General features: G+C 73.0%; 16 protein-coding genes and 7 pseudogenes. 10 read left to right on the top strand and 13 right to left on the bottom strand.

Annotated features, from left to right (window positions below; translation table 11 throughout):
• Window positions 1-249: 249 nt before the first annotated feature.
• From OJ254_RS07425 to ssd, 7 genes and pseudogenes are all read right to left on the bottom strand, one after another.
• Window positions 250-522 (bottom strand): annotated as a pseudogene (locus tag OJ254_RS07425) (Rv3654c family TadE-like protein); the annotation flags it as partial.
• Window positions 497-895 carry a TadE family type IV pilus minor pilin gene (locus tag OJ254_RS07430; RefSeq protein ID WP_265361716.1) on the bottom strand — a complete coding sequence of 133 codons (399 nt, stop codon included), beginning with the start codon at window positions 893-895 and terminating at the stop codon, window positions 497-499. The pseudogene OJ254_RS07425 and the gene OJ254_RS07430, both read right to left, overlap by 26 nt.
• Complete coding sequence (locus tag OJ254_RS07435; protein ID WP_234326474.1) at window positions 882-1,019, bottom strand: DUF4244 domain-containing protein; 138 nt, start codon at window positions 1,017-1,019, stop codon at window positions 882-884. Before OJ254_RS07435 ends, OJ254_RS07430 begins: the two co-directional genes overlap by 14 nt.
• Window positions 1,020-1,326: 307 nt before the next feature.
• A complete protein-coding gene (locus tag OJ254_RS07440) occupies window positions 1,327-1,887 on the bottom strand; it encodes a type II secretion system F family protein (RefSeq protein WP_341483576.1) in 561 nt (186 codons plus the stop codon).
• Between the two features lie 131 nt (window positions 1,888-2,018).
• The gene (locus tag OJ254_RS07445) at window positions 2,019-3,317 is read right to left on the bottom strand and encodes a type II secretion system F family protein (RefSeq protein ID WP_341483577.1); all 1,299 of its coding nucleotides are present in this window, start codon (window positions 3,315-3,317) and stop codon (window positions 2,019-2,021) included.
• Window positions 3,314-4,459, bottom strand: a pseudogene (locus OJ254_RS07450) (TadA family conjugal transfer-associated ATPase). The gene OJ254_RS07445 and the pseudogene OJ254_RS07450 overlap by 4 nt, the downstream one beginning before the upstream one ends.
• 14 nt (window positions 4,460-4,473) lie before the next feature.
• Window positions 4,474-5,672: pseudogene (gene ssd, locus OJ254_RS07455) on the bottom strand (septum site-determining protein Ssd).
• A gap of 523 nt (window positions 5,673-6,195) precedes the next feature.
• On the opposite strand from ssd, the gene OJ254_RS07460 reads away from it, so the two are divergent.
• A complete protein-coding gene (locus tag OJ254_RS07460; protein WP_265361718.1) occupies window positions 6,196-7,080 on the top strand; it encodes an HAD family hydrolase in 885 nt (294 codons plus the stop codon).
• Window positions 7,081-7,469: 389 nt separating this feature from the next.
• Here OJ254_RS07460 and OJ254_RS07465 read toward each other — a convergent pair whose 3' ends face one another.
• On the bottom strand, window positions 7,470-8,321 hold the full coding sequence (locus OJ254_RS07465) for a Fic family protein (RefSeq protein WP_265365084.1): 852 nt from the start codon (window positions 8,319-8,321) through the stop codon (window positions 7,470-7,472).
• A gap of 105 nt (window positions 8,322-8,426) precedes the next feature.
• On the opposite strand from OJ254_RS07465, the pseudogene OJ254_RS07470 reads away from it, so the two are divergent.
• The 7 genes and pseudogenes from OJ254_RS07470 (at window position 8,427) to OJ254_RS07500 (ending at window position 17,597) form a co-directional block, all read left to right on the top strand.
• A pseudogene (locus tag OJ254_RS07470) lies at window positions 8,427-9,411 on the top strand (ATP-binding protein).
• A 300-nt stretch (window positions 9,412-9,711) separates the two neighbouring features.
• A complete protein-coding gene (locus OJ254_RS07475) occupies window positions 9,712-12,138 on the top strand; it encodes a SulP family inorganic anion transporter (protein ID WP_265361719.1) in 2,427 nt (808 codons plus the stop codon).
• 49 nt (window positions 12,139-12,187) lie between these two features.
• A complete protein-coding gene (gene acs / locus OJ254_RS07480) occupies window positions 12,188-14,152 on the top strand; it encodes an acetate--CoA ligase (protein ID WP_265361720.1) in 1,965 nt (654 codons plus the stop codon).
• A 267-nt stretch (window positions 14,153-14,419) separates the two neighbouring features.
• Window positions 14,420-15,817 carry a Na+/H+ antiporter NhaA gene (nhaA, locus tag OJ254_RS07485; RefSeq protein WP_265361721.1) on the top strand — a complete coding sequence of 466 codons (1,398 nt, stop codon included), beginning with the start codon at window positions 14,420-14,422 and terminating at the stop codon, window positions 15,815-15,817.
• 44 nt (window positions 15,818-15,861) lie between these two features.
• Complete coding sequence (locus tag OJ254_RS07490) at window positions 15,862-16,320, top strand: phage holin family protein (protein WP_265361722.1); 459 nt, start codon at window positions 15,862-15,864, stop codon at window positions 16,318-16,320.
• The gene (locus OJ254_RS07495) at window positions 16,317-17,255 is read left to right on the top strand and encodes an alpha/beta fold hydrolase (RefSeq protein ID WP_265361723.1); all 939 of its coding nucleotides are present in this window, start codon (window positions 16,317-16,319) and stop codon (window positions 17,253-17,255) included. Before OJ254_RS07490 ends, OJ254_RS07495 begins: the two co-directional genes overlap by 4 nt.
• A gap of 144 nt (window positions 17,256-17,399) precedes the next feature.
• Window positions 17,400-17,597: a hypothetical protein gene (locus tag OJ254_RS07500; RefSeq protein WP_078866024.1), complete on the top strand. Its 198-nt coding sequence runs from the start codon at window positions 17,400-17,402 to the stop codon at window positions 17,595-17,597.
• 62 nt (window positions 17,598-17,659) lie between these two features.
• On the opposite strand, the gene OJ254_RS07505 is transcribed toward OJ254_RS07500, so the two are convergent.
• The 3 genes from OJ254_RS07505 to nth are packed head-to-tail and all read right to left on the bottom strand — an operon-like array spanning window position 17,660 to window position 20,840.
• Entirely contained in the window at window positions 17,660-18,859 is a 1,200-nt protein-coding gene (locus OJ254_RS07505; protein WP_265361724.1) for a MarP family serine protease, read from the bottom strand.
• Between the two features lie 13 nt (window positions 18,860-18,872).
• Window positions 18,873-19,598, bottom strand: coding sequence for an NUDIX hydrolase (locus OJ254_RS07510; protein WP_265361725.1), 726 nt, complete (start codon window positions 19,596-19,598; stop codon window positions 18,873-18,875).
• Window positions 19,599-19,658: 60 nt separating this feature from the next.
• Window positions 19,659-20,840, bottom strand: a complete 1,182-nt coding sequence (nth, locus tag OJ254_RS07515) for an endonuclease III (RefSeq protein ID WP_423835857.1) — start codon at window positions 20,838-20,840, stop codon at window positions 19,659-19,661.
• A gap of 250 nt (window positions 20,841-21,090) precedes the next feature.
• Between nth and OJ254_RS07520 the strand changes: the two are divergent.
• Window positions 21,091-21,764: pseudogene (locus OJ254_RS07520) on the top strand (Crp/Fnr family transcriptional regulator).
• A 205-nt stretch (window positions 21,765-21,969) separates the two neighbouring features.
• A pseudogene (locus OJ254_RS07525) lies at window positions 21,970-22,825 on the top strand (nucleotidyltransferase domain-containing protein).
• 48 nt (window positions 22,826-22,873) lie between these two features.
• On the opposite strand, the gene OJ254_RS07530 reads toward OJ254_RS07525, so the two are convergent.
• Both OJ254_RS07530 and OJ254_RS07535 read right to left on the bottom strand, forming a co-directional pair.
• Window positions 22,874-23,710, bottom strand: coding sequence for an MBL fold metallo-hydrolase (locus OJ254_RS07530; RefSeq protein WP_265361727.1), 837 nt, complete (start codon window positions 23,708-23,710; stop codon window positions 22,874-22,876).
• A 152-nt stretch (window positions 23,711-23,862) separates the two neighbouring features.
• Window positions 23,863-24,786: pseudogene (locus tag OJ254_RS07535) on the bottom strand (NUDIX hydrolase); the annotation flags it as partial.
• Between the last annotated feature and the right edge of the window lie 174 nt (window positions 24,787-24,960).

Here is a 24,960-nt window from a genome sequence, read left to right on the forward strand (position 1 = left end):
CTGCGCCTCCGTACGGGCAACGAAACGCCCCTGCGCCTCCGTACGGGCCACGAAACGCCCCTGCGCCTCCGTACGGGCGACGGAACTCGTCTGCGCCTCCGTACGGACAGCGGACGTCCGCTGCGCAGCTGTGCTGGCAGTGGGCGTCCCTTGGGCCGCTGTACGGGCAGCGGGTGTCCCTTGGGTCGTCGGGCCGGCGCGGGCGCGTGACTGGGCGGTGAAGGGACCGCTGCCTGCTTCCACCGAGACGTCCGCGATCGGGCCGGAGACCGCGCAGCGCACCAGTCGTGTGTGCTGCGCAGCCGCCACCCGGCCCGCGGCCGCGCAGGCAGCGCCCGGGCCCCGTACGGCGCGGTCCGCGGCGGCCAGAGCGGCCAGGTCGGCGGCGCCACCCGCCCGGTGGCGTGCCGTGACGGCCTGGCCCAGGCCCATCAGGGCCAGGAAGACCGCGCACAGTGCCGCGGCGGCGAAGACCGTGCAGACCGTCGCCGAGCCCTCATCGCCCCACCGTTTCCTCCGCAAGAGCCACCGCCTCCCCTCCGACGCGTACCGTCAGCTCCCCGACACCGGGCAGTGCGGCCTCGACCCGCACCCGCACCAGATCGCCCTCCCGGGCCAGCGCCACCCGCGCGCCCCGGGGCGCCACGCGCCGCGCGGCCGAGAGCACCGCCGCCCGCGGTTCCGACCGCGCCGCCGCCCGGGCCCCGGCCCGCGCCGCGTCCACGCACTCGATGCGGGCACAGGCCGCCATCAATCCCCAGATGAGGGCCGCCACGACCATCACCAGCACCGGCAGGACCAGAGCCGTCTCCGCGGTCACAGAGCCGGCGTCGCGCGCCCTCCGCGGGGCCGCGCGGGCCCCGCGGAGCGGCCATCCGCCGTTACGACGGCGCATGGAGCGCCTGCTCGATCAATGACCGCAGCGCCGCACGCACGGTGCCGCTCGTGATGAGCCGGTAGAACACCACGGCCAGCGCACAGGCCGCGAGCGTGACGATCGCGTACTCGGCCGTCGCCATCCCGCGGTCGTCGGCCGCCCTCCCGCACAGCCGCTTCCTCCATCGCCGGAACATTCCAACCCCCGTTCCCCGGCCGCCTCCCGACCGGTTCGTCGTCGTTGTCTGGTCGTTTGTCTGGTCGTCTGTCTGGGTCGTTTGTCTGGGTCGCGGTCGTTGTCGTTGTTGTTGTTCGGTTGTGGTCGTTGTTTGAGTCGTTGTTGTTGTCGTCGTTGTTGGGTCGTTGGCGTTGGCGTTGGCTGGCGGCGCCGTCTCGCGTCGCCATTTCGGCTCAGGCCTCGCCGTCCGCCCTCGCGGTCAGCCCTCGCTGTCAGTTGCGCCCCAGCAGGCCGTCCGCGAGCCCGATGAGCACCGGTGCCACCCCGAGCAGGACGAACGCCGGGAGGAAGCACCCGGCCAGCGGGAGAGTGACCAGCACGCCGGCCCGTCGGGCCCGCGCGGCCGCGGCTCTGTCCCGTTCGGCGCGCAGAGCGGCGGCGATCCGGGACGCGGATTCCACCGCCGGCACACCGGATATTCCGGCGCGCTCCATACAGCGGGCGAGCTCCCCGGCACCCGGCAGTGCGGACAACCTCCCCCATACGACGGCGGGTTCGCCTCCCAGTCGCAGCTCCGCCGCGACTTGCCGCAGCCGTTCGGCCACCGGTCCGTCGAGGGACCGGCCGACCGCTTCGGCGGCTTCCCGTGGGCCGGCTCCCGCCGCCAGGCAGGCGGCCAACAGATCGCCGGCCGGCGCCAGTTGCCGGTGCACCTCCTCGGCCGCCGACCGTGCGGCTTGCGCCTCCTGGTGGCGCGCCAGCCTGCGGTGCGCCACGAAACCCGCGACGAGTCCCGCCAGAACGCCGATCGCCCCGCCGATGAGGAGGGTCACGAAGACCGCCGCGCCCAGGGGCCCGGCCCATCTCGCCGGCCCACCGGCTCCCGCTGGGCCGTCCCGGGCCTTCCCCGCGGACGCCCCGCGCGCCGTCCGGGCACCAGGAGCCGGCTCGACCCGACGGCCCGTCACCGCTCCCCCGACGACCGTCCCCGTCCGGCCCGTGGCCCAGGACTGCCACCACCCGTCTCCGTACGACCCGGCGCCGGCGCACCTCGTCCAGCACCGCCATGCCGCACCCCGTCGCCATCGCGCACAGCACCACCGCCGCGACAGCCACCGCGACGCCCACCGTCATCCCCACCCTGTGGACAACGTCCGCGGCGCCGATCCCCGCCCCCGCCATTGCGCTCACCACATGTCCCTTCTGTGCGGGTTCCGTACGCCCGCGGCCTCGTCCGGCACTTCCGCGCCTTCCGCGCCTTCCGTGTGTTCCGTACGTTCCGCACCTTCGCGCCTTCCGCGCTGTCCGCCCCTGGCGCGCCTCGCACGCCCTCCGTGCCGCCCGTACCGCCCGTGCCTTCCGCTTCCGCGACGATCCGGGCCGTCCACGCCACCCCGCCCCACTCCAGGAGCCCACCGAGCACCAGGCAGCCCCAGCCGGCCGGGGAGTGCAGCAGCACCCCCAGGGGGTCGGCGCCCAATGCGGCGCCCATCAGGAGGCCGCCCACCGGGAGCAGCGCGAGCATCAGCGCGGTCGTCCGGGGACCGGCCAACTGGGCCCGCAGCTCCTCGCGCAGTTCCCGGCGGGCGCGGAGTCCGGCCGCGATCCGCTCCAGACCGGAGGCCAGGCCCGCACCGCCCTCGACCGCCACCTGCCAGCACGCCGCCACGGCGGTGAGCCCCTCGGCCCCGGGCTGCCGCGCCGCGGCCCGTAGCGCGCGGGGCACGTCCCCGCCGTAGCGCGCGGCCGCGGCCGCCGACCGGACCGCCGGGCCCAGCGCCGGGGGTGCCCCCGCGGCGTACAGCGCCTGGGCCGGCTGCCGGCCGGCCCGCAGCTCACCCGCCACCGCCGTGCACAGCCCGATCACCTCGGTGGTCCGCCGCTCGCGGGCCCGTTCCGCCCGACGGCCGGCGAGCCACCGCCGGACGAGGTACCCGGCCACCGGTGCCGCGAGCACCGGCAGCACGGAACCGCCCAGCACGCCCAGCGCCAGCCCGGCCGGCAGACACCACACTTCCCGTCCGATGTCGGTCCGGCGCCCGAGGCGCCATCGCCGTTCCCCGTCGGTCAGCCGCCCCGCGCACCATGTCCGCACCTCCTCCCCCAGCCAGCGGGACCACCCCTGGGCAGTGCGATCGCCCGCATCACCCCCGAGGACCGCCCGGGCCCGCCGCCGTACGTCCTCCCGCCTCCCGGCCGCCAGCCGGGCCGCGGCCACCGCACAGACCACCGCGCCCACCAGCGCCACCCCGGCGCCGTTCATGACCACTCGCTCCCGCCGCGCTCGCACAGGCGGCTCAACCGGTCCCAGCCGGGGCCCGTTGGAAGCCGTCCGGGCTCCAGACCGCCGCCGGGACGGTCACCACGCAGCCGTCGCGATCGCGTTCGAGGACGTGGACCTCGGCGATCCGGCGGCGGCCGGTCCGGTCGCGCACCAGGTGGAGGACGACGGAGAGCGCGGCCGCCAACTGGCTGTGCAGCGCGGCCCGATCCAGGCCCGCGGTCGAGCCGAGAGCCTCCAGGCGCGCGGGACGTCGCAGGCGGCGTTGGCATGGACCGTGCCGCAACCGCCCTCATGGCCCGTGTTGAGGGCGGCCAGCAGGTCCGTGACCTCCGCACCCCGCACCTCGCCCACCACCAGCCGGTCGGGCCGCATCCGCAGGGCCTGGCGTACGAGGTCCCGCAGCGTCACCCGGCCCGCGCCCTCCTGATTGGCAGGCCGGGTCTCCAGCCGCACCACATGGGGGTGGTCGGGGCGCAGCTCCGCCGAGTCCTCGGCCAGGACGATCCGCTCGGCCGGGCCGACCAGGCCGAGCAGCGAGCTGAGGAGCGTGGTCTTTCCGGAGCCCGTACCGCCACTGATCAGGAAGGACAGCCGGGCCGCCAGCACCGCCCGGAGCAGCCGGTCGCCGCCGGGCGGGACCGTCCCGGCCGCCACCAGCTCCGCGAGCGCGAAGGCCCTGGGCCGCAGCACCCGTAAGGACAGGCAGGTCCCGCCGACCGCCACCGGGGCAGGACGGCGTGCAGCCGGGTGCCGTCCGGTAGCCGGGCGTCCACCCAGGGCCGGGCGTCGTCCAGCCGCCGGCCGGCCACCGCCGCCAGCCGCTGGGCCAGCCGGCGGACCTCCGTGCCGTCCCGGAAGCGGACGTCCGTGCGCTCCAGGCCGCCGCCGCGGTCCACCCACACCTCGTCCGGCGCGGTGACCAGGACGTCCGTCACGTCGGGCGCGGCCAGCAGCGGCTCCAACGGTCCGCTGCCCACCATCTCGGAGCGCAACGCCCCCACCACGCCCAGCACTTCGGTGTCCCCCAGCAGCCGCCCCTCCTCGCGCAGCGCCACCGCCACCCGGGCCGGGGTCGGCTCCGCCCCGGATTCGGCGAGCCGTCGCCGCACCGCCTCTAGCAGGCCCTCGCCCTCTTTCACGGCCGGCCTCCGTCCGCTCCGTCCGGGCCCGCGGCCGCGGGGCCGGCGCCGCCGGGCGCACCCTTCCGCTCCGCTCCCGGAAGCGCGCCGCCGTCCCGGCCCGCCGTCGCCCGGGACCAGAACTCCGCGCAGAAGCCCGCCAGCGGACCGCGCACCTGGGAGCCCGGCGGCAGACCGCGGGCAAGGTCTGCGAACAGGCCCAGCTCCCAAGGGAGTTCACCGGCCAGCGGAAGATCCATGAGGCGGGCGATCTCGGCCGGGGCAGGCCGTGTCCGTGGCGGTCGGGGGTTCCGCGCGCCACCAGCCGCAGATCGCGGACCAGGGGCTGCACCCCGGCGGCCACCCGCTGGGCCGCCGCCACCGCCCGCAGCTCCGTGGGGACCAGCAGCAGTCCGACGTCCACCTGGGAAAGCGCCTCCGCCGTCGCCTCGTCGGCGCGCCGCGGCAGGTCCACCACCACGACCCCACCGCGCCGGCGCGCCGCGGAGACGACCGCACGCATGGCCGGCGGCGGAATGGCGACCTCGATGCCGCGGTCCCAGCTGAGGACCCGTAGGGAGTGCAGCCGGGGCAGGGACTCCTCGAGGGCGCCGCACGCCACCCGGCCGCGCGACTCGGCGAAGGCCGGCCAGCGCAGCCCCTTCTCCTTCTCCCCGCCCAGCAGGACGTCCAGCCCACCGCCCAGCGGGTCGCCGTCGACGAGCATCGTGCGCCGCCCGGTCCGCGCGGCGGTGACGGCCAGCGCGGCGGCCAGGGTGCTCGCCCCGGCGCCGCCGCGGCCGCCGATGACGCCGACCGTGAGGGCCGGCGGCCCGTCCCCCTCGACCGCGTCGGCGATCCGGTCGACCAGCCAGCGCTCCCCGTCGGGAAGGCCGAGGACCCGTTCGGCGCCCAAGAAGACGGCCTGCCGCCAGGTCTCCCGGTCGTCGGTGCCCCGGGCCGTGAGGATCACGCCCGGACGCCGCCCGGCACCGCGTAACCTGCCCGCGCAGTCGGCCCCGACGATGACCAGGGGCGCCGCTTCCCAGCCTCCCTTGCGGGCCGGCAGGCCGTGCGCCACTTCGGGCAGCGCGCCGGCCGCCGCGCACAGCCGCAGCAGGTCGTCGAGGAGCCGTTCGTCCTCGGTGATGATCAGCGGGCCGCCCCACTCTTCGCCGGCCCGGGCCGGCCCTTCCGATCGCGTGGTTCCAGCCATGTCCCGTCCCCTATCGCTACGCGACTCGCACTCCGCGAACTCGCGGACTTTTACGATGCAGGGATCGGGAAATCCGAGTGGATCTTGGTCCAAATCTGTGGACAACTCCGCGCCTGTGAATATCCCCGTCACCTATTCCAGCGACCGGCGGCCACTTCCGTGACACAAGAGGGCCTCGCGAGGTGCTCCAGGGGCACGAGGGGGCGACCCGTCGAGGCCTTCCTCAGAGCAGCAAGTTGACTACGGTGCGTAAGGGGAGGACGGCGTCGTGAAGGCAGGGCCCGAGCGGGCGCAAAGACGGGCGGATCGGTGCCTCACGGCGGAAAAGGCCCCCGGACATGCGACGACCCCCGCGGGGGGAGAGCGGGGGTCGTCCCCACGGCCGACTCGGGGGGGGGAGGAGCCGGACCGGGTTAGCACGGTCGCGAACGATCCGTGACTTCCATGGTGTACCCGAGAGCCTTCTCAGGCAAACCCACGCGCCAGACCTTACGCCGAATGGTGGGCCGCCTATGCTCGCCCCGTGGAAAACCACTCCGTGCCTCACTCGACGCCCCGTACTGCCGCGTTCTTCGACTTGGACAAGACCGTCATTGCTAAGTCGAGCACGCTGACCTTCAGCAAGTCGTTCTACCAAGGCGGCCTGATCAATCGGCGGGCCGTACTGCGCACTGCGTATGCCCAGTTCGTGTTCCTCGCGGGCGGCGCCGATCACGATCAGATGGAGCGGATGCGGGAATATCTCTCCTCCTTGTGCCGCGGCTGGGATGTGTCCCAGGTGCGGGAGATCGTCGCCGAGACACTGCACGATCTGATCGACCCGATCATTTACGACGAGGCGGCCTCACTCATCGAGGAACATCACGCCGCCGGGCGTGATGTCGTCATTGTCTCCACCTCGGGTGCCGAGGTGGTCGAACCGATCGGGGAACTTCTCGGTGCCGACCGGGTCGTGGCCACCCGTATGGTCGTCGGCGAGGACGGCCGATTCACCGGAGAGGTGGAGTATTACGCCTACGGTCCCACCAAGGCGGAGGCCGTCCGGGAGCTCGCCGAGTCGGAGGGCTATGACCTGGAGCGCTGTTATGCGTACAGCGATTCGGCAACCGACGTCCCGATGCTGTCGGCCGTGGGGCATCCGTGCGCGGTCAATCCGGACCGCGCGCTGCGCCGCGAGGCCGTCGCCCGGGGCTGGCCGATCCTCTCCTTCAACCGCCCGGTTCCGCTCAAGCAGCGGCTGCCGGCGCTGTCCATGCCGTCCCGGCCGGCGCTCGCCGCGATGGCCGCGGTGGGCGCGGCGGCCGCCACCGCCACCCTGGTCTGGTACGCGAGCCGGCGGAAAGCCGCTAAGCCGCCCCTCGCTCGTATTGGCCGGATCGGCCGCGCCGCCCGTATTGACCGCGTTTGAAGCCAAACGTAAAGATCTGCGGCCCGGGGTTCCGCTTGCCCGGCACGAGTAGTACAAAGGACTTAACGGCCCGCGAGACCAAGGACATCCGAGAGGAACACCTTTAACGCAGCAAAGTGGCCCACGGACCGATGCATGAATGCCGGGCACCCACGCGACGCCGACCCGTCGATTACGGGCCAGCCGCACCAGGTAACCGGACGAAGATTCCGACCTGATGGGCAAATATTCGAGCACGCCTGGTAACCCGGCAGACATGCCAGCGGCGGTACCACCGATTGGTACCGCCGCAACCCTGTGTCGGGCCAAATCAAGCAATGCGTTCCGGAATTCCGGCTACCGGGTCGGATACCGCCGCCCTCACCGGCCGGATACCGCGCCTCCGCCGCTCATGCCGCGCCGCGCTGGAGGGCCTCACAGACCGCCGTGCTCTCCCGTACGCCGAGCTCCACCGCGCGTCCGCAGTGGGCGATCCATCCGGCGACGCCCTCCGGGGTGCCCGAGACGTAGCCCTCCAGGGCCGCCACGTAGGCCGCCCGGCCCAGTTCCGCGTGCCCCACCTCGGCGGGGCAGATCGCCTTGGGGTCCAGTCCGCTGCCGATCAGCACGACCCGCTCCGCGGCCCGCGCGACCAGCCCGTTGTGCGAGGCGAACGGCCGCAGCGCCAGCAGTTCGCCGTGCACCACCGCGGCGAGCACCAGGGCGGGCGCCTCCGTGCCGGCCAGCAGCAGCCGCGACAGGCCGTCCAGCCGCCCGGCCACCTCGTCGGCGTCCGGCAGCGGCAGCTCGATGAGCGGCTCCTCGACCGGCTCCGCGGCGAGCCGGGGCCGCCCCACCGTGTCGTCCGCCGCCTCCTTGCCGGCCGCCACGAGGTGGAGCCGCGCCAGCACCCGCAGGGGCGACTGCCGCCACACGCTCAGCAGCTGGCCGGCCTCGGCGGTCAGCCGCAGGGCCGCTCCGACCGTCAGCGACTCGCCCTCGACGCCGAAGTCGGTCCGGCGCCTGACCTCTTCGAGCGCCCAGTCGGCGCCCGACAGGGCCGCGGAACCGCGCGCTCCGCGCAGCGCCGCCTCGGAACTGACCTCGTTGCTGCGGCGCCGCATGATCCGGTGCCCGTAGACCCGGTCGACGCCCTTGCGTACGGAGTCCACGGAGTCGGTGACTCCCGGGAGCAAGGCCAGGGTCGCGAGCGGATCGTCGCTCGCCTTCGGGGTGCGGGGGTGGTCCCGGGGAGTTGCCAGCCATGGGTACGACCCTACGCACCGTCGGCCCGAACCCCTCGAAGGAGTGGTCTTCTTCACGCAGACCTCTCACTCAGAGGAACAGCCGGATTACCCTTCGTGAACATGAAGATCGCTTTCGTAGGCAAGGGCGGCAGCGGCAAGACCACCCTCTCCTCCCTGTTCATCCGCCATCTCGCCGCGGCCCGGGTCCCCGTGATCGCCGTGGACGCCGACATCAACCAACACCTGGGGGCCGCCCTCGGCCTCGACGAGGCGGAGGCCGCCGCGCTTCCCGCGATGGGCGCCCATCTCCCGCTGCTCAAGGACTACTTGCGCGGCAGCAATCCCCGGATCCCGTCCGCCGAGGCCATGATCAAGACGACCCCCCCGGCGAGGGGTCGCGCCTCCTGCGGGTCAGCGAGGACAACCCCGTGTACGACGCGTGCGCCCGCACGGTGGAACTGGACGGCACCCCGGTCCGGTTGATGGCGACCGGGCCGTTCACCGAGTCGGACCTCGGCGTGGCCTGTTACCACTCCAAGGTCGGCGCCGTCGAACTCTGCCTGAACCACCTTGTTGACGGCCGCGGGAGTACGTCGTGGTCGACATGACGGCCGGTTCCGACTCCTTCGCCTCCGGGATGTTCACCCGTTTCGACATGACCTTCCTGGTCGCCGAGCCGACCCGTAAGGGCGTCGCGGTCTACCGCCAGTACAAGGAGTACGCCCGGGATTTCGGGGTCCCCCTCAAGGTGGTGGGCAACAAGGTGCAGAGCCCGGACGACCTGGCTTTCCTGCGCGACGCGGCGGGCGACGACCTGCTGGTGACGGTCGGGCACTCGGAATGGGTGCGCGCCATGGAGAAGGGCCGGCCGGCCCGCTTCGCCTATCTGGAGCAGGCCAACCGCCGCGCCCTGGAGGCACTGCACGACGCGGCCGACGCCTCCTACGGACGCCGCGACTGGGAGCGCTACACGCGCCAGATGGTGCACTTCCACCTGAAGAACGCGGAGAGCTGGGGCAACGCCAAGACGGGCGTCGATCTCGCGGCCCAGGTCGACCCGGCGTTCGTCCTCTCCGAGGGGGCGGCCACCCCGCAGCCGGCCTGATCACCGGACGGCGCGAGTCGTCGCACGGCTCGCGCCGGGCCCACCGGGGCGGCCGCCCCCGTTTACCCGCCTCGGCAACGCCGGAGCCAGGATCTTCACCCGATAGAGGGGTGAATTGGGGCGAATGCCTGCAAACCCTTCTCCGGACCTTTACGCGTCATTACGCTTCGTTTACCGCTGCTTGAGAGTCACCGGACCGTCACCCACCACGACGCCCACCGGCCGGCTCGCGACCCGCCGCAGTACACCGCCGCCCACGATCGCGCCCCGCGCGACCGCGTCGCCCCGGAGGAGACGGGAATGTCGCAGATCGAGAAATCGCCGCCGCAGCCGCCCCGCTCCCTTCGAGCGGCCGTTCCTCCCGAGCCCGGCCCCCAGGCAGCCGAACCCCGGACGAAGCGGACCGGCCGGGCCGCCTGGCTCCGGGACCTCTCCGCCTCGGCCGTCGTGTTCCTGCTCGCCGTCCCGCTGTCGCTCGGCGTCGCGCTGGCCACCGGGGCCCCGCTCCAGGCCGGACTGATCGCCGCGGTCGTCGGCGGCATCGTCGCCGGTCTGCTCGGCGGCGCGCCCCTCCAGGTGAGCGGCGCCGCCACCGGCCTCCTAGTGGTCACCACCGACCTCGTCCAGCGCTACGGCTGGCGGGCCACCTGCGCGATCACGGTCCTGGCCGGCCTGACCCAACTCGCCCTGGGCGCCCTGCGGGTGGCCCGGGCCACGCTGGCCGTCAGCCCGGCGATCGTGCACGGCATGCTGGCCGGCATCGGCACCACCATCGCCATCGGGCAGCTCCATGTGGTGCTCGGCGGCCGGCCCGACAGTTCGGCGCTCGACAACATCGCTGCCCTCCCCGGCCAGCTGGCGCATCCGCACCCCACCGCGCTGCTGATCGGCGCCGTCACCGTGGCCGTACTCGCCGGCTGGGGGCGGCTGCCGGGCCGCGCCGGGCGGTGGGCACGGGCGCTGCCGGCGCCGCTGGTCGCGGTGGCCGCCGCGACCGCGGTCGGCGCGGGGTCGGCGGTGCCGCGTGTGGCGCTGCCGTCCTGGCAGGTGCCCACGCTCCCGACGCTGCCGGAGGCGTCCGTTCCGGCCCTGGCCGCCGCGGTGCTGACCGTCACCTTCGTCGCCAGTATGGAGTCGCTGCTGTCCGCCGTGGCCGTGGACCGGCTCGCCGCCGAGCGGTCCGAGGCTCCCACCGGCCGCCTCCGGCTCAACCGCGAACTGGCCGCCCAGGGAGCGGCCAACACCGTCTCCGGCCTGCTCGGCGGCCTGCCCGTCTCCGGCGGCGCGATCCGCGGCTCGGCCAACGTGCGGGCCGGCGCCGCCACCCGCCGCGCCACCGTGCTGCACGGCGTGTGGGTGCTGCTGTGCGCCGGCCTGGCGGCGGCCGCCCTGGAGCTCATCCCGCTCGCCGCACTGGCCGCCCTGGTGATGGTGGTCGGCGTACGGATGGTGAGCTTTGCGCACATCCGGCACGTACAGCGGCACCGCGAATTCCCGGTCTACGCCGCCACCTTGGGCGGGGTGGTCCTGCTCGGCGTCCTCCAGGGCGTGCTGACCGGCATCGCCGTCGCGGCCTTCCTGGCACTGCGCCGGCTGACCCACACGCGCGTCACCGTCACGAAGGAGGGCGAGGGCTACCGGGTGCGCATCAGCGGCCAGTTGACGTTCCTGGCGGTGCCGCGGCTGACCCGGGCGCTGGCGCTGGTCCCGGCCCACACCGATGTCGTCATCGAACTCCGCGGCTCCTTCATGGACCACGCCGCCTACGAGGCGCTGCAGTCCTGGTCGGCGGCCCATCGGGCACACGGTGGCTGGGTGACCCTCGGCGGCCGCTCGGCCCGGCCGGTCGCCGAGCCGGCCGACGCGCACTCCTGCCGGCCGTGGACACCGTGGCGCCACCACGAGTGCACCCGGCCCGGCCCGGACCAGGACCCGGCTCCGGAGAGCGGCAGCCAACTGCTGGGCGGGATCAGCGCGTTCCAGCGCCATACGGCCCCGCTGGTGCGCGAGGAGCTGGCGCGGCTGGCGCGCGAGGGCCAGCGGCCCACCCAGCTGTTCCTGACCTGCGCCGACTCCCGGCTGGTCACGAGCATGATCACCGCCAGCGGCCCGGGCGACCTGTTCACCGTGCGCAACGTCGGCAATCTGGTGCCCCCGCCCGGCTCGGACGCCTCGTGCGACTCCGTGGGCGCGGCGATCGAGTACGCGGTCGAGGTCCTGCGGGTCGGCTCGATCACGGTGTGCGGGCATTCCGGATGCGGCGCCATGGGAGCCCTGCTGAATGCCGCGGCACCCGAGGACGGCGAGCCGACCCCGCTCTCCCGCTGGCTGCGGCACGGCCTGCCGAGCCTGGCCCGGATGCAGCGCATCGGACGGCTGGGCCGGGGCGAAGTCGCGCTGTGCGGCCGTCCGGTGAGCGACGATCAGGAGCGGCTGGCACTCGTCAACGTCCGGCAGCAGCTCGACCACCTCAGGGCGCACGCCTGCGTGGCGCGCCGGGTGGCGGAGGGAACACTCACCCTGCACGGGATGTACTTCCACGTCGGCGAGGCCCAGGCGTACGTGCTCGACGAGGCCACCGGGCGGTTCCGCGCGGTCCGCGGCGAGGCGTCCCCGGTCAGGCCTGACCTGCACGGCAGCCCGCTCGGCAGCACGGAACCGACTGGCCGTCAACAGGTCTACACCACTTTTTGTCCACAGCCCTTGTCAGGGGCCGGTGCGGGCTGATGAGCTATGGCCTGGGACACATCGGACACCCCTGTGATTGGGAGAAGTCGTGAGCAACGAAAGCCTGGCCAACCTGCTCAAAGAGGAACGGCGGTTCGCACCACCCGCCGAGCTGGCCGCGCACGCCAACGTCACGGCTGCCGCGTACGAACAGGGCGCGGCGGACCGGCTGGGCTTCTGGGCCGAGCAGGCCCGTCGCCTGTCCTGGGAGACCGAGCCCACCCAGACCCTCGACTGGTCCAACCCGCCCTTCGCGAAGTGGTTCGCCGACGGCAAGCTGAACGTCGCCTACAACTGCGTCGACCGCCATGTGGAGAACGGCCTGGGCGACCGGGTCGCCATCCACTTCGAGGGCGAGCCGGGCGACAGCCGCTCGCTGACCTACGCCGAGCTGCAGCGCGAGGTCTCCAAGGCCGCCCACGCCCTCACCGAGCTGGGCGTGCGGGCCGGCGACCGGGTCGCCATCTACCTGCCGATGATCCCGGAGACGGTCGTCGCCATGCTGGCCTGCGCCCGCCTGGGCGCGCCGCATTCGGTCGTCTTCGGCGGCTTCTCCGCGGACGCGCTGGCGACCCGGATCAACGACGCCGACGCCCGCGTGGTGATCACCGCCGACGGCGGCTACCGCCGCGGCAAGGCGTCCGCCCTCAAGCCGGCCGTCGACGAGGCCCTGACCAGGCCCGGCACGGAGAACGTCCGCAGCGTGCTCGTGGTGCGCCGTACGGGCCAGGAGGACATCGCCTGGCACGAGGGCCGCGACGTGTGGTGGCACGACATCGTCGACCGGCAGAGCGAGACGCACACCCCCGAGGCGTTCGACGCCGAGCACCCGCTCTTCATCCTCTACACCTCCGGGACGACGGGTAAGCCCAAGGGCATCCTGCACACCACCGGCGGCTACCTCACCCAGGTGTCGTACACCCACCACGCCGTCTTCGACCTGAAGCCGGAGTCGGACGTCTACTGGTGCACCGCCGACGTCGGCTGGGTGACGGGCCACTCGTACATCGTCTACGGCCCGCTCGCCAACGGCGCGACCGAGGTGCTCTACGAGGGCACCCCGGACACCCCGCACCAGGGCCGCTGGTGGGAGATCGTCCAGAAGTACGGCGTGACGATCCTCTACACCGCGCCGACCGCGATCCGGGCGTGCATGAAGTGGGGCGACGACATCCCGGCGAAGTTCGACCTGTCGTCGCTGCGCGTCCTGGGTTCGGTTGGTGAGCCGATCAACCCCGAGGCGTGGATCTGGTACCGCAAGCACATCGGCGCGGACTCGGCACCGATCGTGGACACCTGGTGGCAGACCGAGACCGGCGCGATGATGCTCAGCCCGCTGCCGGGCGTCACGGCGACCAAGCCCGGCTCCGCGCAGCTGCCGCTGCCCGGCATCTCGGCGACCGTCGTGGACGACGACGCCAACGAGGTCCCCGACGGCGCCGGCGGCTACCTCGTCCTGACCGAGCCGTGGCCGTCCATGCTGCGCACGATCTGGGGCGACGACCAGCGCTACCTCGACACGTACTGGTCCCGCTTCGAGGGCAAGTACTTCGCCGGCGACGGCGCGAAGAAGGACGAGGACGGCGACATCTGGCTGCTCGGCCGGGTCGACGACGTGATGCTGGTCTCCGGGCACAACATCTCCACCACCGAGGTCGAGTCCGCGCTGGTCTCGCACCCGAAGGTGGCCGAGGCCGCGGTCGTCGGCGCCACCGACCCGCAGACCACCCAGGCCATCTGCGCCTTCGTCATCCTGCGCGGCAGCGCGGCGGAGGACGAGGGGCTGGTCGAGGAGCTGCGCGCCCATGTCGCCCAGCAGCTCGGCCCGATCGCCAAGCCCAAGCGGATCCTGCCGGTGGCGGAGCTGCCCAAGACCCGCTCCGGCAAGATCATGCGGCGGCTGCTGCGTGACGTCGCCGAGAACCGCGACCTCGGGGACGTCTCGACGCTCACCGACTCCTCGGTGATGGACCTGATCCAGGCGAAGCTGCCGAGCGCGGCCTCCGAGGACTGAGCCGGACCGTTCGCGGAGGGGGCACCGGGCCGGCAGCGGCCCGGTGCCCCCTCGCGCGTACGGCAACATCCCCCGGCACTCGGCCCTCCGCCCCGGCGGCCACCCGCCCGAATTGCCCGTAAAGTGAGGCCACCGAGTACTCCCTCGCACCCGCCCGGTACAGTGGGAAGGGCGTCAATGACGCGCTAAGAAACTCTGGGTGCGCCGGGAAGTCTGGTCGGCAACTGACACAGCCGTACACAGCTGCCGAAGGCCGGAGGTCACCGCGTGAGCGCGCCCACGAGCAACCGCCGTTCCATATTCCTCGGGCGGATGTCCCTGCCCGAGCGGAATTTCGTCGCCGAAGCACTGCGCGCCGAGACCGTCGGCGGGGTCCTCCTCCTCGTCGCCGCCGTGGCCGCGCTGATCTGGGCGAACACCCTCAGCGGAAGCTACGAGGCGGTCCGCGACTTCCACCTCGGCCCGGCCTCCCTCGGCCTCGACCTCTCGCTCCAGCACTGGTCCGCCAACGGCCTGCTGGCCGTCTTCTTCTTCGTCGCCGGCATCGAGCTCAAGCGCGAACTGGTCGCCGGTGAACTGCGCGACCCCAAGGCCGCCGCGCTCCCCGTCATCGCCGCCCTCTGCGGCATGGTGACCCCCGCGCTCGTCTACGTCGCCGTGACCGTCCTGGGCGGCGGCTCGCTGCAGGGCTGGGCCGTCCCCACCGCCACCGACATCGCCTTCGCGCTCGCCGTCCTCGCCGTGATCGGCACCTCGCTGCCCTCCGCGCTGCGCGCCTTCCTGCTCACCCTCGCCGTCGTCGACGACCTCTTCGCGATCCTGATCATCGCGGTCTTCTTCACCTCGACGATCAACTTCCTGGCGCTCGGCTTCGCCGCCGTCGGCCTGGCGGTCTTCTACCTGCTGCTGCGCAAGGGCGTCCGCGGCTGGTACGTCTACGTGCCCCTCGGCGTGGTCATCTGGGCGCTGATGGAGAACAGCGGGGTGCACGCCACCATCGCGGGCGTCGCCATGGGCCTGATGCTGCGCTGCCACCGCCGCGACGGCGAGACCCGGTCCCCCGGCGAGCACATCGAGCACCTGGTCCGCCCGCTGTCGGCCGGGCTGGCGGTGCCGCTGTTCGCCCTGTTCTCCGCGGGGGTGTCGCTTTCCGGCGGCGCCGTCCACGAGGTCTTCACCCGCCCGGAGACGCTCGGTGTCGTCCTCGGCCTGATAGTGGGCAAGGCGCTGGGCATCTTTGGCGGTACGTGGTGCACCGCCCGCTTCACCCGGGCCGAGCTGAACCCCGACCTCAAGTGGCCGGACGTCTTCGCGGTCGCCTCGCTGGCCGGGATCGGCTTCACCGTCTCCCTGCTGATCGGCGAGCTCGCCTTCGCCGGCGATGCCGCACTGACCGCCGAGATCAAGGCATCGGTGCTGGTCGGCTCGCTGCTCGCGGCCGTCTTCGCGGGCGTCCTGCTCAAGATCCGCAACGCGAAGTACAAGAAGCTGACCGAGGACGAGGAGCGGGACGAGGACCAGGACGGCATCCCCGACGTCTACGAGCTCGACAAACCGGAATATCACCTTCGGATGGCGGCGATCCACGAGGCAAAGGCCGCCGAACACCGGCGGCTTGCCGAAGTGGCCTCCGGCACGCACGCCGGAGACGATGGTCCGGCATGATCTGAGAGGCTTTGCATCCGGTTGACGAGATGAGGGAGACGGCGATGAGCGCAGCCGACACAGGCGCGGACCGCAGCCTCGGACAGCTGGTGGCCTCGGCCACCGCCGAGATGTCCGCACTGGTGCACGACGAGATCGCGCTGGCCAAGGCGGAGCTGCGGCAGGACGCCAAGCGGGCCGGCATCGGCAGCGCCGCGTTCATGGTGGCCGGCGCACTGGCGCTGTTCGCGCTGCCGGTGCTCAGCTTCGCGGCGGCGTACGGCATCCACAACCTCGGCCTGGGGCTCGCCTGGTCCTTCCTGATCGTGGGCGGCGCCTTCCTGGTCCTCGCCGGTCTGCTGGCCCTCATCGCCATGGCCAAGATCAAGAAGATCAAGAAGCCGGAGAAGTCGATCAACTCCGCCAGGGAGACCGCGGCCGTGCTGCAGAACGCCAAGCCGCACCCGCGCATCGAGACCAAGGACCATCCGGTCCTGGAGTCTGTGACACGCTCATCGGTATGACAGCCCCTGACAGCACCGCCTCGGTCGTCCGCCTGGACGTCCCCGGCGACAGAGAGGTGACGCACCGCGACGTCGCGGCGAACGGCGCGCGCTTCCACATCGCCGAGATGGGCGACGGCCCGCTGGTGCTCCTGCTGCACGGCTTCCCGCAGTTCTGGTGGACCTGGCGGCAGCAGCTCCCGGCGCTCGCCGACGCGGGCTTCCGCGCGGTCGCGATGGACCTGCGCGGCGTCGGCGGCAGCGACCGCACGCCGCGCGGCTACGACCCGGCGAACCTCGCGCTGGACGTCACCGGCGTCATACGGTCCCTGGGCGAACCGGACGCCGCGCTCGTCGGGCACGACCTCGGCGGCTATCTCGCCTGGACCGCGGCGGTGATGCGGCCCAAACTGGTGCGCCGGCTCGCGGTGGCCTCGATGCCGCACCCGCGGCGCTGGCGCGCGGCGATGCTCGCCGACGTCCGCCAGAGCGCCCGGAGTTCGCACATCTGGAGCTTCCAGCGGCCCTGGCTGCCGGAGCGGCGGCTGACCGCGGACGACGCGGCGCTGGTCGGCCGGATGATCCGGGACTGGTCCGGCCCCCAACTCCCCGACGACGAGGCCGTCGAGGTCTACCGGCGGGCGATGAGCATCCCGTCGACCGCGCACTGCTCGATCGAGCCGTACCGCTGGATGGTGCGGTCGCTGGCGCGCCCCGACGGCATCCAGTTCAACCGCCGGATGAAGCTGCCGGTCCGGGTCCCGACCCTGCATCTGCACGGGTCGCTGGACCCGGTGATGCGCACCCGCAGCGCGGCCGGTTCCGGCGAGTACGTCGAAGCCCCGTACCGCTGGCGGCTGTTCGACGGCCTCGGGCACTTTCCGCACGAGGAGGACCCGGTGGCGTTCTCCACCGAGCTGATCAACTGGCTGAAGGACCCGGAACCGGACCGCTGACCAGGACGGCGCGTACCGCTCGGCGGAGCGCGCTCACCCGGCGCTCGAACGTTCGTATGGCGAATGGCGACTTGCCCGGCGCATAGGCCAATTGGCCGTCCCCGAGGCGGTTACGGACCTTGGGCCACGGGCAGAGTCGAGGGTATGGGCTGGACGCACGACTACCGTGACGTGGCACGCAACCGCCGCAGCAGTGCCGCTGCAGTGGGCACTCAGGACAGGGGCACTCCGGACCTCAGGTCCGGCGCGTCCCCCGATCCGGCGCATCCGATGGGCATTCCGCGCATCCTGCGCCGCCGGGCGCGCTGGATGAGCGCGCGCCTGCGCCATCCCCGCACCTGACCGCACCCCCCGCGCCGGCGACGACAGGGGGCGTACGCCCCCCTGAAGCCCCGTGAGGGCGCTCAGATCGCGCAGCCCTGGCTGTCGACCTGCCGCTCGGCCGTACGCCCGTTGACGATGTCCTGGCGGATCTCGTCGGCGGTCAGCGCGTAGCCGGTGCGCGAGTCGTCCAGCGACTTCGCGAAGACGACGCCGTAGACGTCGCCGTTCGGGGTGAGCAGCGGACCGCCGGAGTTGCCCTGCCGGACCGTGGCGTAGAGCGAGTAGACGTCACGGCCGACCGTGCCGCGGTGGTAGATGTCCGGGCCGTTCGCCTGGATGCGGCTGCGGATGCGGGCCGCGCGGACGTCGTAGCCGCCGTTCTCCGGGAAGCCGGCCACGATGGCGCTTTTGCCGCTGCTCGCGTCCGTCTTGGCGAAGTGCAGCGCCGGGGCGTCCAGGGAGGGCACGTCCAGGACGGCGATGTCGCGCCGCCAGTCGAAGAGCACGACCTTCGCGTCGTACGTCCGGCCCTCGCCGCCCACCTGGACGGTCGGCTCGTTCACCCCGCCGACCACGTGGGCGTTGGTCATCACCCGGTGCCGGCCGAACACGAAACCGCTGCCTTCGAGGACCTTCCCGCAGCTCGGGGCGGTGCCGACGACCTTGACGATGCTGCGCCTGGCCTGCGCGGCCACCGGGCTGGTGGCCAGCTGGGGGTCGGGCGCCGGCACGTTGTGGATCGGTTCGTTGGAGAACGGCGTGAAGACCTGCGGGAAGCCGTTCTGCGCGAGCACCGACGAGAAGTCCGCGAACCAGGTGCTGGCCTGCGGCGGCATCACCCGGGAAACCCCGAGCAGCACCTTGGAGTTACGGACCTCCTTGCCGAGCGTGGGCAGCGACGTCCCGGCCAGCGCCGAGCCGATCAGCCAGGCCACCAGCAGCATCGCGACGACGTTGACCAGCGCGCCGCCGGTCGCGTCCAGCGCTCTCGCCGGTGACCAGGTGATGTGGCGGCGGAGCTTGTTGCCCAGGTGGGTGGTGAGCGCCTGGCCCACGGACGCGCACACGATCACGATGGCGACCGCCGCGATGGCCGCGAAGGTACCGGGCGTGGCGTCGCCGGTGACCTCGTTCCAGATCAAGGGCAGCAGATAGACCGCGATCAGGCCGCCTCCGAGGAAGCCGATCACGGAAAGGATGCCGACGACAAAACCTTGCCGGTACCCGATGATCGCGAACCACACGGCCGCGACCAGCAGCAGAATGTCCAGGACGTTCACGCCGGACACCGTCTCACGAGCGCCAGTCGAGCGGGACCTGCTTGTCACGGTCCCACGGAATCTCCCACCCCGCGTAGTACAGGATCCGGTCGATCACTCCGGCCGTAAAGCCCCAGACCAGGGCGTTCTCGACGAGGAAGGCCGGACCGACGTGACCACTGGGGTGGCGCGTGGTCACACGATGGGCGGGATCCGTGAGATCGGCCACGGGGACCGTGAACACCCGGGCGGTCTCCGCCTCGTCCACCGGGCCGACCGGACTCGGCCGCCGCCACCAGCCCAGGACCGGGGTCACCACGAAGCCGCTGACGGGGATGTACAGCCGTGGCAGCACGCCGAAGACCTGCACACCGGACGGATCCAGCCCGGTCTCCTCCCGGGCCTCGCGCAGCGCCGCCCGCACCGGACCGGCGCCCTCCGGATCGCCGTCCTCCGGGTCGAGGGCGCCACCGGGGAAGGAGGGCTGGCCCGCATGGGAGCGCAGGGTGCCGGCCCGCTCCATCAGGAGCAGCTCGGGGCCGCGCGGACCGTGGCCGAAGAGGATCAGCACCGCGGACTGCCGGCCGCCGTCCTCGGGCGGCAGGAAGCGGCTGAGCTGGTGCGGCTCGACCGTGGCGGCCGCGCGGGCCACCGGTTCCAGCCACTCGGGCAGGCCGTCGGCCGAGACCGTGACCTCCCCGCCGGGAGCCGCGCTGACGCCCGCCTCCTCGCCGTACTGCTGCTCCCGTGCACTCCGCATACGCGCCCCCTCAGGCCTGGCGTGGATCATCGGTCCCCCGAGGGGGCGTCGTGGCTGCCGTCATGAAGCGGCGGCCGGGGGCGCCAGCGGAGGCGCCGGCTGCCCCGGGTAGTCCGGCGGCGGCTTCAGGCGCTGGCCCGGCTGGCCGCCCAGCTCGTACTTCAGCAGCTTCCTGGCCTTCTCCGGGTCCGTCTCGCCCTCGCCGTACGAGGGGCACAGCGGGGCGATGGCGCAGGCGCCGCAGGCGGGCTTGCGGGAGTGGCACACCCGGCGGCCGTGGAAGACGACGCGGTGCGAGAGCATCGTCCACTCGCTCTCGGGGAAGATCGCCGCGACGTCCGCCTCGACCTTGACCGCGTCCTCTTCGGTGGTCCAGCCGAAGCGGCGGGCAAGACGGCCGAAGTGGGTGTCGACGGTGATCCCCGGGACGCCGAAGGCGTTGCCGAGCACCACGTTGGCGGTCTTGCGGCCGACCCCGGGGAGCGTGACCAGATCCTCCAGGCGGCCCGGGACCTCACCGCCGAAGCGGTCGCGCAGCGCGGCGGACAGGCCGAGCAGGGCCTTGCTCTTGGCCCGGAAGAAGCCGGTCGGGCGGATCAGCTCCTCCAGCTCCTCCGGGGGCATGGCGGCCATGTCCTCGGGCGTCGGGCAGGCCGCGAACAGCCGCGGAGTGGTCTGGTTGACCCTCAGGTCGGTGGTCTGGGCGGACAGGACCGTGGCGACCAGCAGCTCGAAGGGGTTGCTGAAGTCCAGCTCGGGGTGCGCGTACGGATACAGCTCGGCGAGTCCGTCGTTGATCTGGTGGGCCCGGCGCACCATGGCAGCGCGCGACTCGGCCTTGCGCGCGGGGGCCTTCTTGGCGGCGGTCTTCTTCGCAGCCGTCTTCTTGGCCGCGGTCTTCTTGGTGGTGGCCGTCTTCTTGGTGGCCGTCTTCTTCGCGGGCGCGGTCCGGTCCGCCGCCTTCGTGGTGGCGGCCTTCTTCGTGACGGCCTTCTTGGCCGTCGCCTTCTTCGTGACGGCCTTCTTCGCGGCCACCGGCTTCTCGGGGGTTTCGTTCACGGCGGCCTTCTTCCCTGCCGAGCTGGTACGTACCGAGGTCGGGCCCGCCTCGTTCGTGTCCTGTGCCGCGGACCGCGACGCGCCGGATTTCCGGACGGTCGGCTTCCGGGTCGAGCTCACCCCGGAAGGCGATTTGTTACTTTTGTCCGGTTCGGAAGCTCCGCCGGACGCCTGTTCGCCCACAGCGGAATCACGTCCCGCGCTCACTCGTCCGGCCCCCAGTCCTCTGCTCTCACCGGCGTATTGGACACTCGGCCAGACTAAGGCCAGCCACTGACATCCGGCTCGATCACCGTGATCCCTGACTCCAATCGGCCCCCTGCCTTATGGCTCTGGCCACCGGTCCGGCAAACTTGTGATTGATCGCACTGTTTTGCATTCCGGCATGATGGGGACCACAGTCCCCCGGAGCATGTCGACAAGGAGAGATCTCGTGGACGACGTTCTGCGGCGCGCACCGCTCTTCGCGGCGCTCGATGACGAGCAGGCGGCCGAGCTGCGCGCCTCAATGGGAGAGGTCACGCTCGCCCGCGGCGACGCCCTGTTCCACGAAGGGGACCCCGGCGACCGCCTGTACGTGGTCACCGAGGGCAAGGTGAAGCTGCACCGCACCTCCCCGACGGCCGGGAGAACATGCTCGCCGTCCTCGGTCCCGGAGAGCTGATCGGTGAGCTCTCGCTGTTCGACCCGGGCCCGCGCACGGCCACCGCGTCCGCCCTCACCGAGGTCAAGCTCCTCGGCCTGGGGCACGGCGACCTCCAGCCCTGGCTGAACGCCCGCCCCGAGGTGGCCACGGCCCTGCTGCGTGCGGTCGCCCGCCGACTGCGCAAGACCAACGACCAGATGTCCGACCTGGTCTTCTCGGACGTGCCGGGCCGCGTGGCACGCGCCCTGCTCGACCTGTCGCGCCGCTTCGGCGTGCAGTCCGAAGAAGGCATCCATGTCGTGCACGACCTGACCCAGGAGGAGCTGGCCCAGCTGGTGGGCGCCTCCCGTGAGACGGTCAACAAGGCCCTGGCGGACTTCGCGGGCCGCGGCTGGCTGCGCCTGGAGGCGCGCGCCGTGATCCTGCTGGACGTCGAGCGGCTCGCCAAGCGCTCGCGCTGACACACCTGCCACTACGGCGAAGGGCCCTGCTCCGGCGGGGCCCTTCGCCGTAGTGGGCGGTCCCTGGTGAGCGGCCCCGGGTGGGCGGTCCCGAGCAGGCGGCCCCGGGTGAGCGGCCTCTTCGCCGTGGTGGCCCGGGCCCCGCACCCCCAACCTCCCGCGAAATACGGTCGTCCCCGCCGCACTCCCTCGCCATAGTGGCGCCATGACGCCCGACGGGACCCACGACAGCACGCACAACGCCACCGCCACCGGCACCGGCACCGGCAGGGGCCTGGACCACGACGGCTGCTTCGTGCGGGAGGGCTCGCTGGAGCGGGTGCCCCCGGCGTTCGCGCCCGTGGTGGCGGGGCTGCGCTCCCGTATCGCCGATCATTTCAGCGATCGCCTGCACAGCAGCTACCTCTTCGGCAGCATCCCCCGTGGCACCGCCGCCCCCGGTGTCTCCGATCTGGACGCCCTCCTCGCCCTACGGGACGAGCCGTCCGACGACGACCACGCCGCCGCCCGCGCCGTCGAGGAGGCGCTGGACACCGCGTTCCGGGAGGTCGACGGCGTCGGGCTGCTGCTGTTCGGGGCCGACCGGCTGCTGAGCGACCTGGAGCGGCACGACCTGGGCTGGTTCGTGGCCTGTCTGTGCACCCCGCTCGACGGTCCGGACCTCGCCGACCGGCTGCCCCGTTACCGCCCCACCTCGCTCCTTGCCCGTGAGACCAACGGGGATCTCTTCCGCGACCTCCCGGACTGCGCAAGAAGGCCGAGGCGGCCACTACGGAGGCCGCGCGCACCCGGCTCACCCGGGGCGTGACGCGGCGGCTCGTACGCACCGGGTTCACGCTGGTCATGCCCCGCTGGGGCGGCTGGACCAGCGACCTGGCCGAGTCCGCGGAGATCTTCGGCCGCTACTACCCGGCGCACGCCGACCAGATGCGCGTCGCAGCCCGCCCGCCCGCGCTCCCGCCGCGTACCCCCACCTGCTGGACGAGCTGCTCTCCGGCCTGGCCCCCTGGCTGGCAGGCGAATACCTCGCCGTCCACGGGGCGAAGGCTCCCCGCCCGTAGGACACCGGGCGGGCAAACACCGCGCCGGGGCATCCCGCCCCGACGGTGTCACTCCTCGATCAGCCCGTGCTCCCCGAGGTACTCCAGCTGTGCCCGCACCGACAGTTCGGCGGCCGGCCACAAGGAGCGGTCGACATCGGCGTACACATTGGCGACGACCTCGGCCGGGGTCCGGTGGCCGGCCTCGACCGCGGTCTCCACCTGGGCGAGCCGGTTCGCACGGTGCGCCAGATAGAACTCCACCGCCCCCTGGGCGTCGTTCAGCACCGGCCCGTGGCCCGGCAGGACCGTGGCCACCCCGTCGTCCACCGTGAGGGAGCGCAGTCGGCGCAGCGAGTCGAGATAGTCGCCCAGCCGCCCGTCGGGGTGCGCCACCACGGTGGTGCCGCGCCCCAGGACCGTGTCACCGGTCAGGACGGCGCGGTCGGCCGGGAGATGGAAGGACAGCGAATCGGCGGTGTGCCCCGGGGTGGGCACCACCCGCAGGTCGAGACCGCCCGTGGTGATGACGTCCCCCGCGGCGAGCCCTTCCCCACCGAGGCGCAGCGCCGGGTCCAGCGCCCTGACGGGCGACCGGGTCAGCTCGGCGAACCGGGCGGCGCCGTCGGCGTGATCCGGGTGCCCGTGGGTCAGCAGGGTCAGCGCGACGCGCTTGCCGGACCGTTCGGCGATGTCGACGACGGCCTGGAGGTGGCCCTCGTCGAGCGGCCCGGGATCGATGACGACGGCCAGGTCGGAGTCCGGCTCGGCGACTATCCAGGTGTTGGTGCCGTCCAGGGTCATCGCCGACGGGTTGGGCGCCAGCACGCAGTGCGCCCGCGTAGTGGCGGGCCCGGAGATCACTCCGCCCCGGGGCTGCCCCGGGAGAGCGGCTGCTTCGGTCATGTGGGGGTCCCTCCCGAGGTGCCGGTGACTCCGGGCGTGCCGGTGGCTCCCGGGACGCCGGTGGCCCGCTGGGCCCCTGAGGGACCGTCGGAATCGCCGCCCGCCTCCGTGGCCCCGTGCGCGACGGAACCGCCCGTGGCGGAACCGCCCTCAGCGGCACCGTCCCCGGCACCGCCCCCCGGCGCGATGTGCTTGGTGAACTCGTCGTGGCCCGGCCAGCTCAGTACGATCTCACCGCCCACCAGGCGCGCCCGCGCCAATACGGGCGTCAGGTCCTGCGCCTCCGCGGCGGCCAGCACGTCCGCGACGGTGGCGTACGGCTCCAGCGCGCGCAGCGTGGCGATCGTCGGCGGCATCATCAGCAGCTCACCGCGGTCGTACCCGGCGGCCGCCTCCCCCGGCCGGGTCCACAACGCGAGGTCCGCCTCACCGGCCGCGACGGCGTTCCCCCCGGGGCCCACCGGCAGTCCCTGGGGCAGCGTGTGCTGGCCTTCGGGCAGCGCGGCGACGAAGAACCACGTGTCGTAGCGCCGGGGCTCGAACTCCGGGGTGATCCAGCGCGCCCAGGCGGCCAGCAGGTCGGAGCGCAGGACCAGGCCGCGGCGGCTCAGGAAGTCGGCGAAGGACAGCTCGTGCGCCACCAGGGCGGCCCGGTCGGCCTCCCAGTCCTCGCCCGTGGTGTCCGCGACGACCGTGTCCGCCGACTCCCCGGCGAGCAGCACGCCGGCCTCCTCGAACGTCTCCCGTACCGCCGCGCAGACGATGGCCTGCGCGGTGGCCGGATCGACGCCCATCCGGACCGCCCACTGGGCGCGCGACGGGCCGGCCCAGGCCACCGGGCGTTCGTCACGGGGATCGACCGCACCACCCGGATAGGCGTACGCGCCCCCGGCGAAGGCCATGGAGGTGCGTCTGCGCAGCATGTGGACGGCGGGGCCGCCGGTCCCGGTGTCGCGCAGCAGCAGGACGGTCGAGGCCCGGCGGGGCTCGGCAGGGGTGAGCTCGCCGTTCGCGAGCGCCCGGATGCGGCCCGGCCACTCCGGTGGGTACCACTGGCCATTCGTCGTGGACGACATGGCCGGATGCTATGCGCTCACGCGCGGATGTTCGAGGGTCCTTTTCCGCCGGGCCGCAGCCGGCGGCCGCTCCGGCGGGCCGGCGGGAGCGCGCTCCTACGAGGCGCGCGCGTCCCGCGGCCGCCATGAAGCCGCCGGGAAGGCCCTGCGGACCGTACGGCCCGCACAAAGCCC

Origin of the sequence: Streptomyces endophytica (assembly GCF_026153355.1) — a bacterium.
Classification (GTDB): domain Bacteria; phylum Actinomycetota; class Actinomycetes; order Streptomycetales; family Streptomycetaceae; genus Streptomyces; species Streptomyces endophytica.

Excerpts from the sequence above, each read along its gene's own strand:
- OJ254_RS07430 (WP_265361716.1), bottom strand. The coding sequence starts at position 895 with ATGCGCCGTCGTAACGGCGGATGGCCGCTCCGCGGGGCCCGCGCGGCC.
- OJ254_RS07435 (WP_234326474.1), bottom strand. The coding sequence starts at position 1,019 with ATGGCGACGGCCGAGTACGCGATCGTCACGCTCGCGGCCTGTGCGCTG.
- OJ254_RS07445 (WP_341483577.1), bottom strand. The coding sequence starts at position 3,317 with ATGAACGGCGCCGGGGTGGCGCTGGTGGGCGCGGTGGTCTGTGCGGTG.
- OJ254_RS07475 (WP_265361719.1), top strand. The coding sequence starts at position 9,712 with ATGTCGCAGATCGAGAAATCGCCGCCGCAGCCGCCCCGCTCCCTTCGA.
- OJ254_RS07490 (WP_265361722.1), top strand. The coding sequence starts at position 15,862 with ATGAGCGCAGCCGACACAGGCGCGGACCGCAGCCTCGGACAGCTGGTG.
- OJ254_RS07495 (WP_265361723.1), top strand. The coding sequence starts at position 16,317 with ATGACAGCCCCTGACAGCACCGCCTCGGTCGTCCGCCTGGACGTCCCC.
- OJ254_RS07500 (WP_078866024.1), top strand. The coding sequence starts at position 17,400 with ATGGGCTGGACGCACGACTACCGTGACGTGGCACGCAACCGCCGCAGC.
- OJ254_RS07510 (WP_265361725.1), bottom strand. The coding sequence starts at position 19,598 with ATGCGGAGTGCACGGGAGCAGCAGTACGGCGAGGAGGCGGGCGTCAGC.
- OJ254_RS07530 (WP_265361727.1), bottom strand. The coding sequence starts at position 23,710 with ATGACCGAAGCAGCCGCTCTCCCGGGGCAGCCCCGGGGCGGAGTGATC.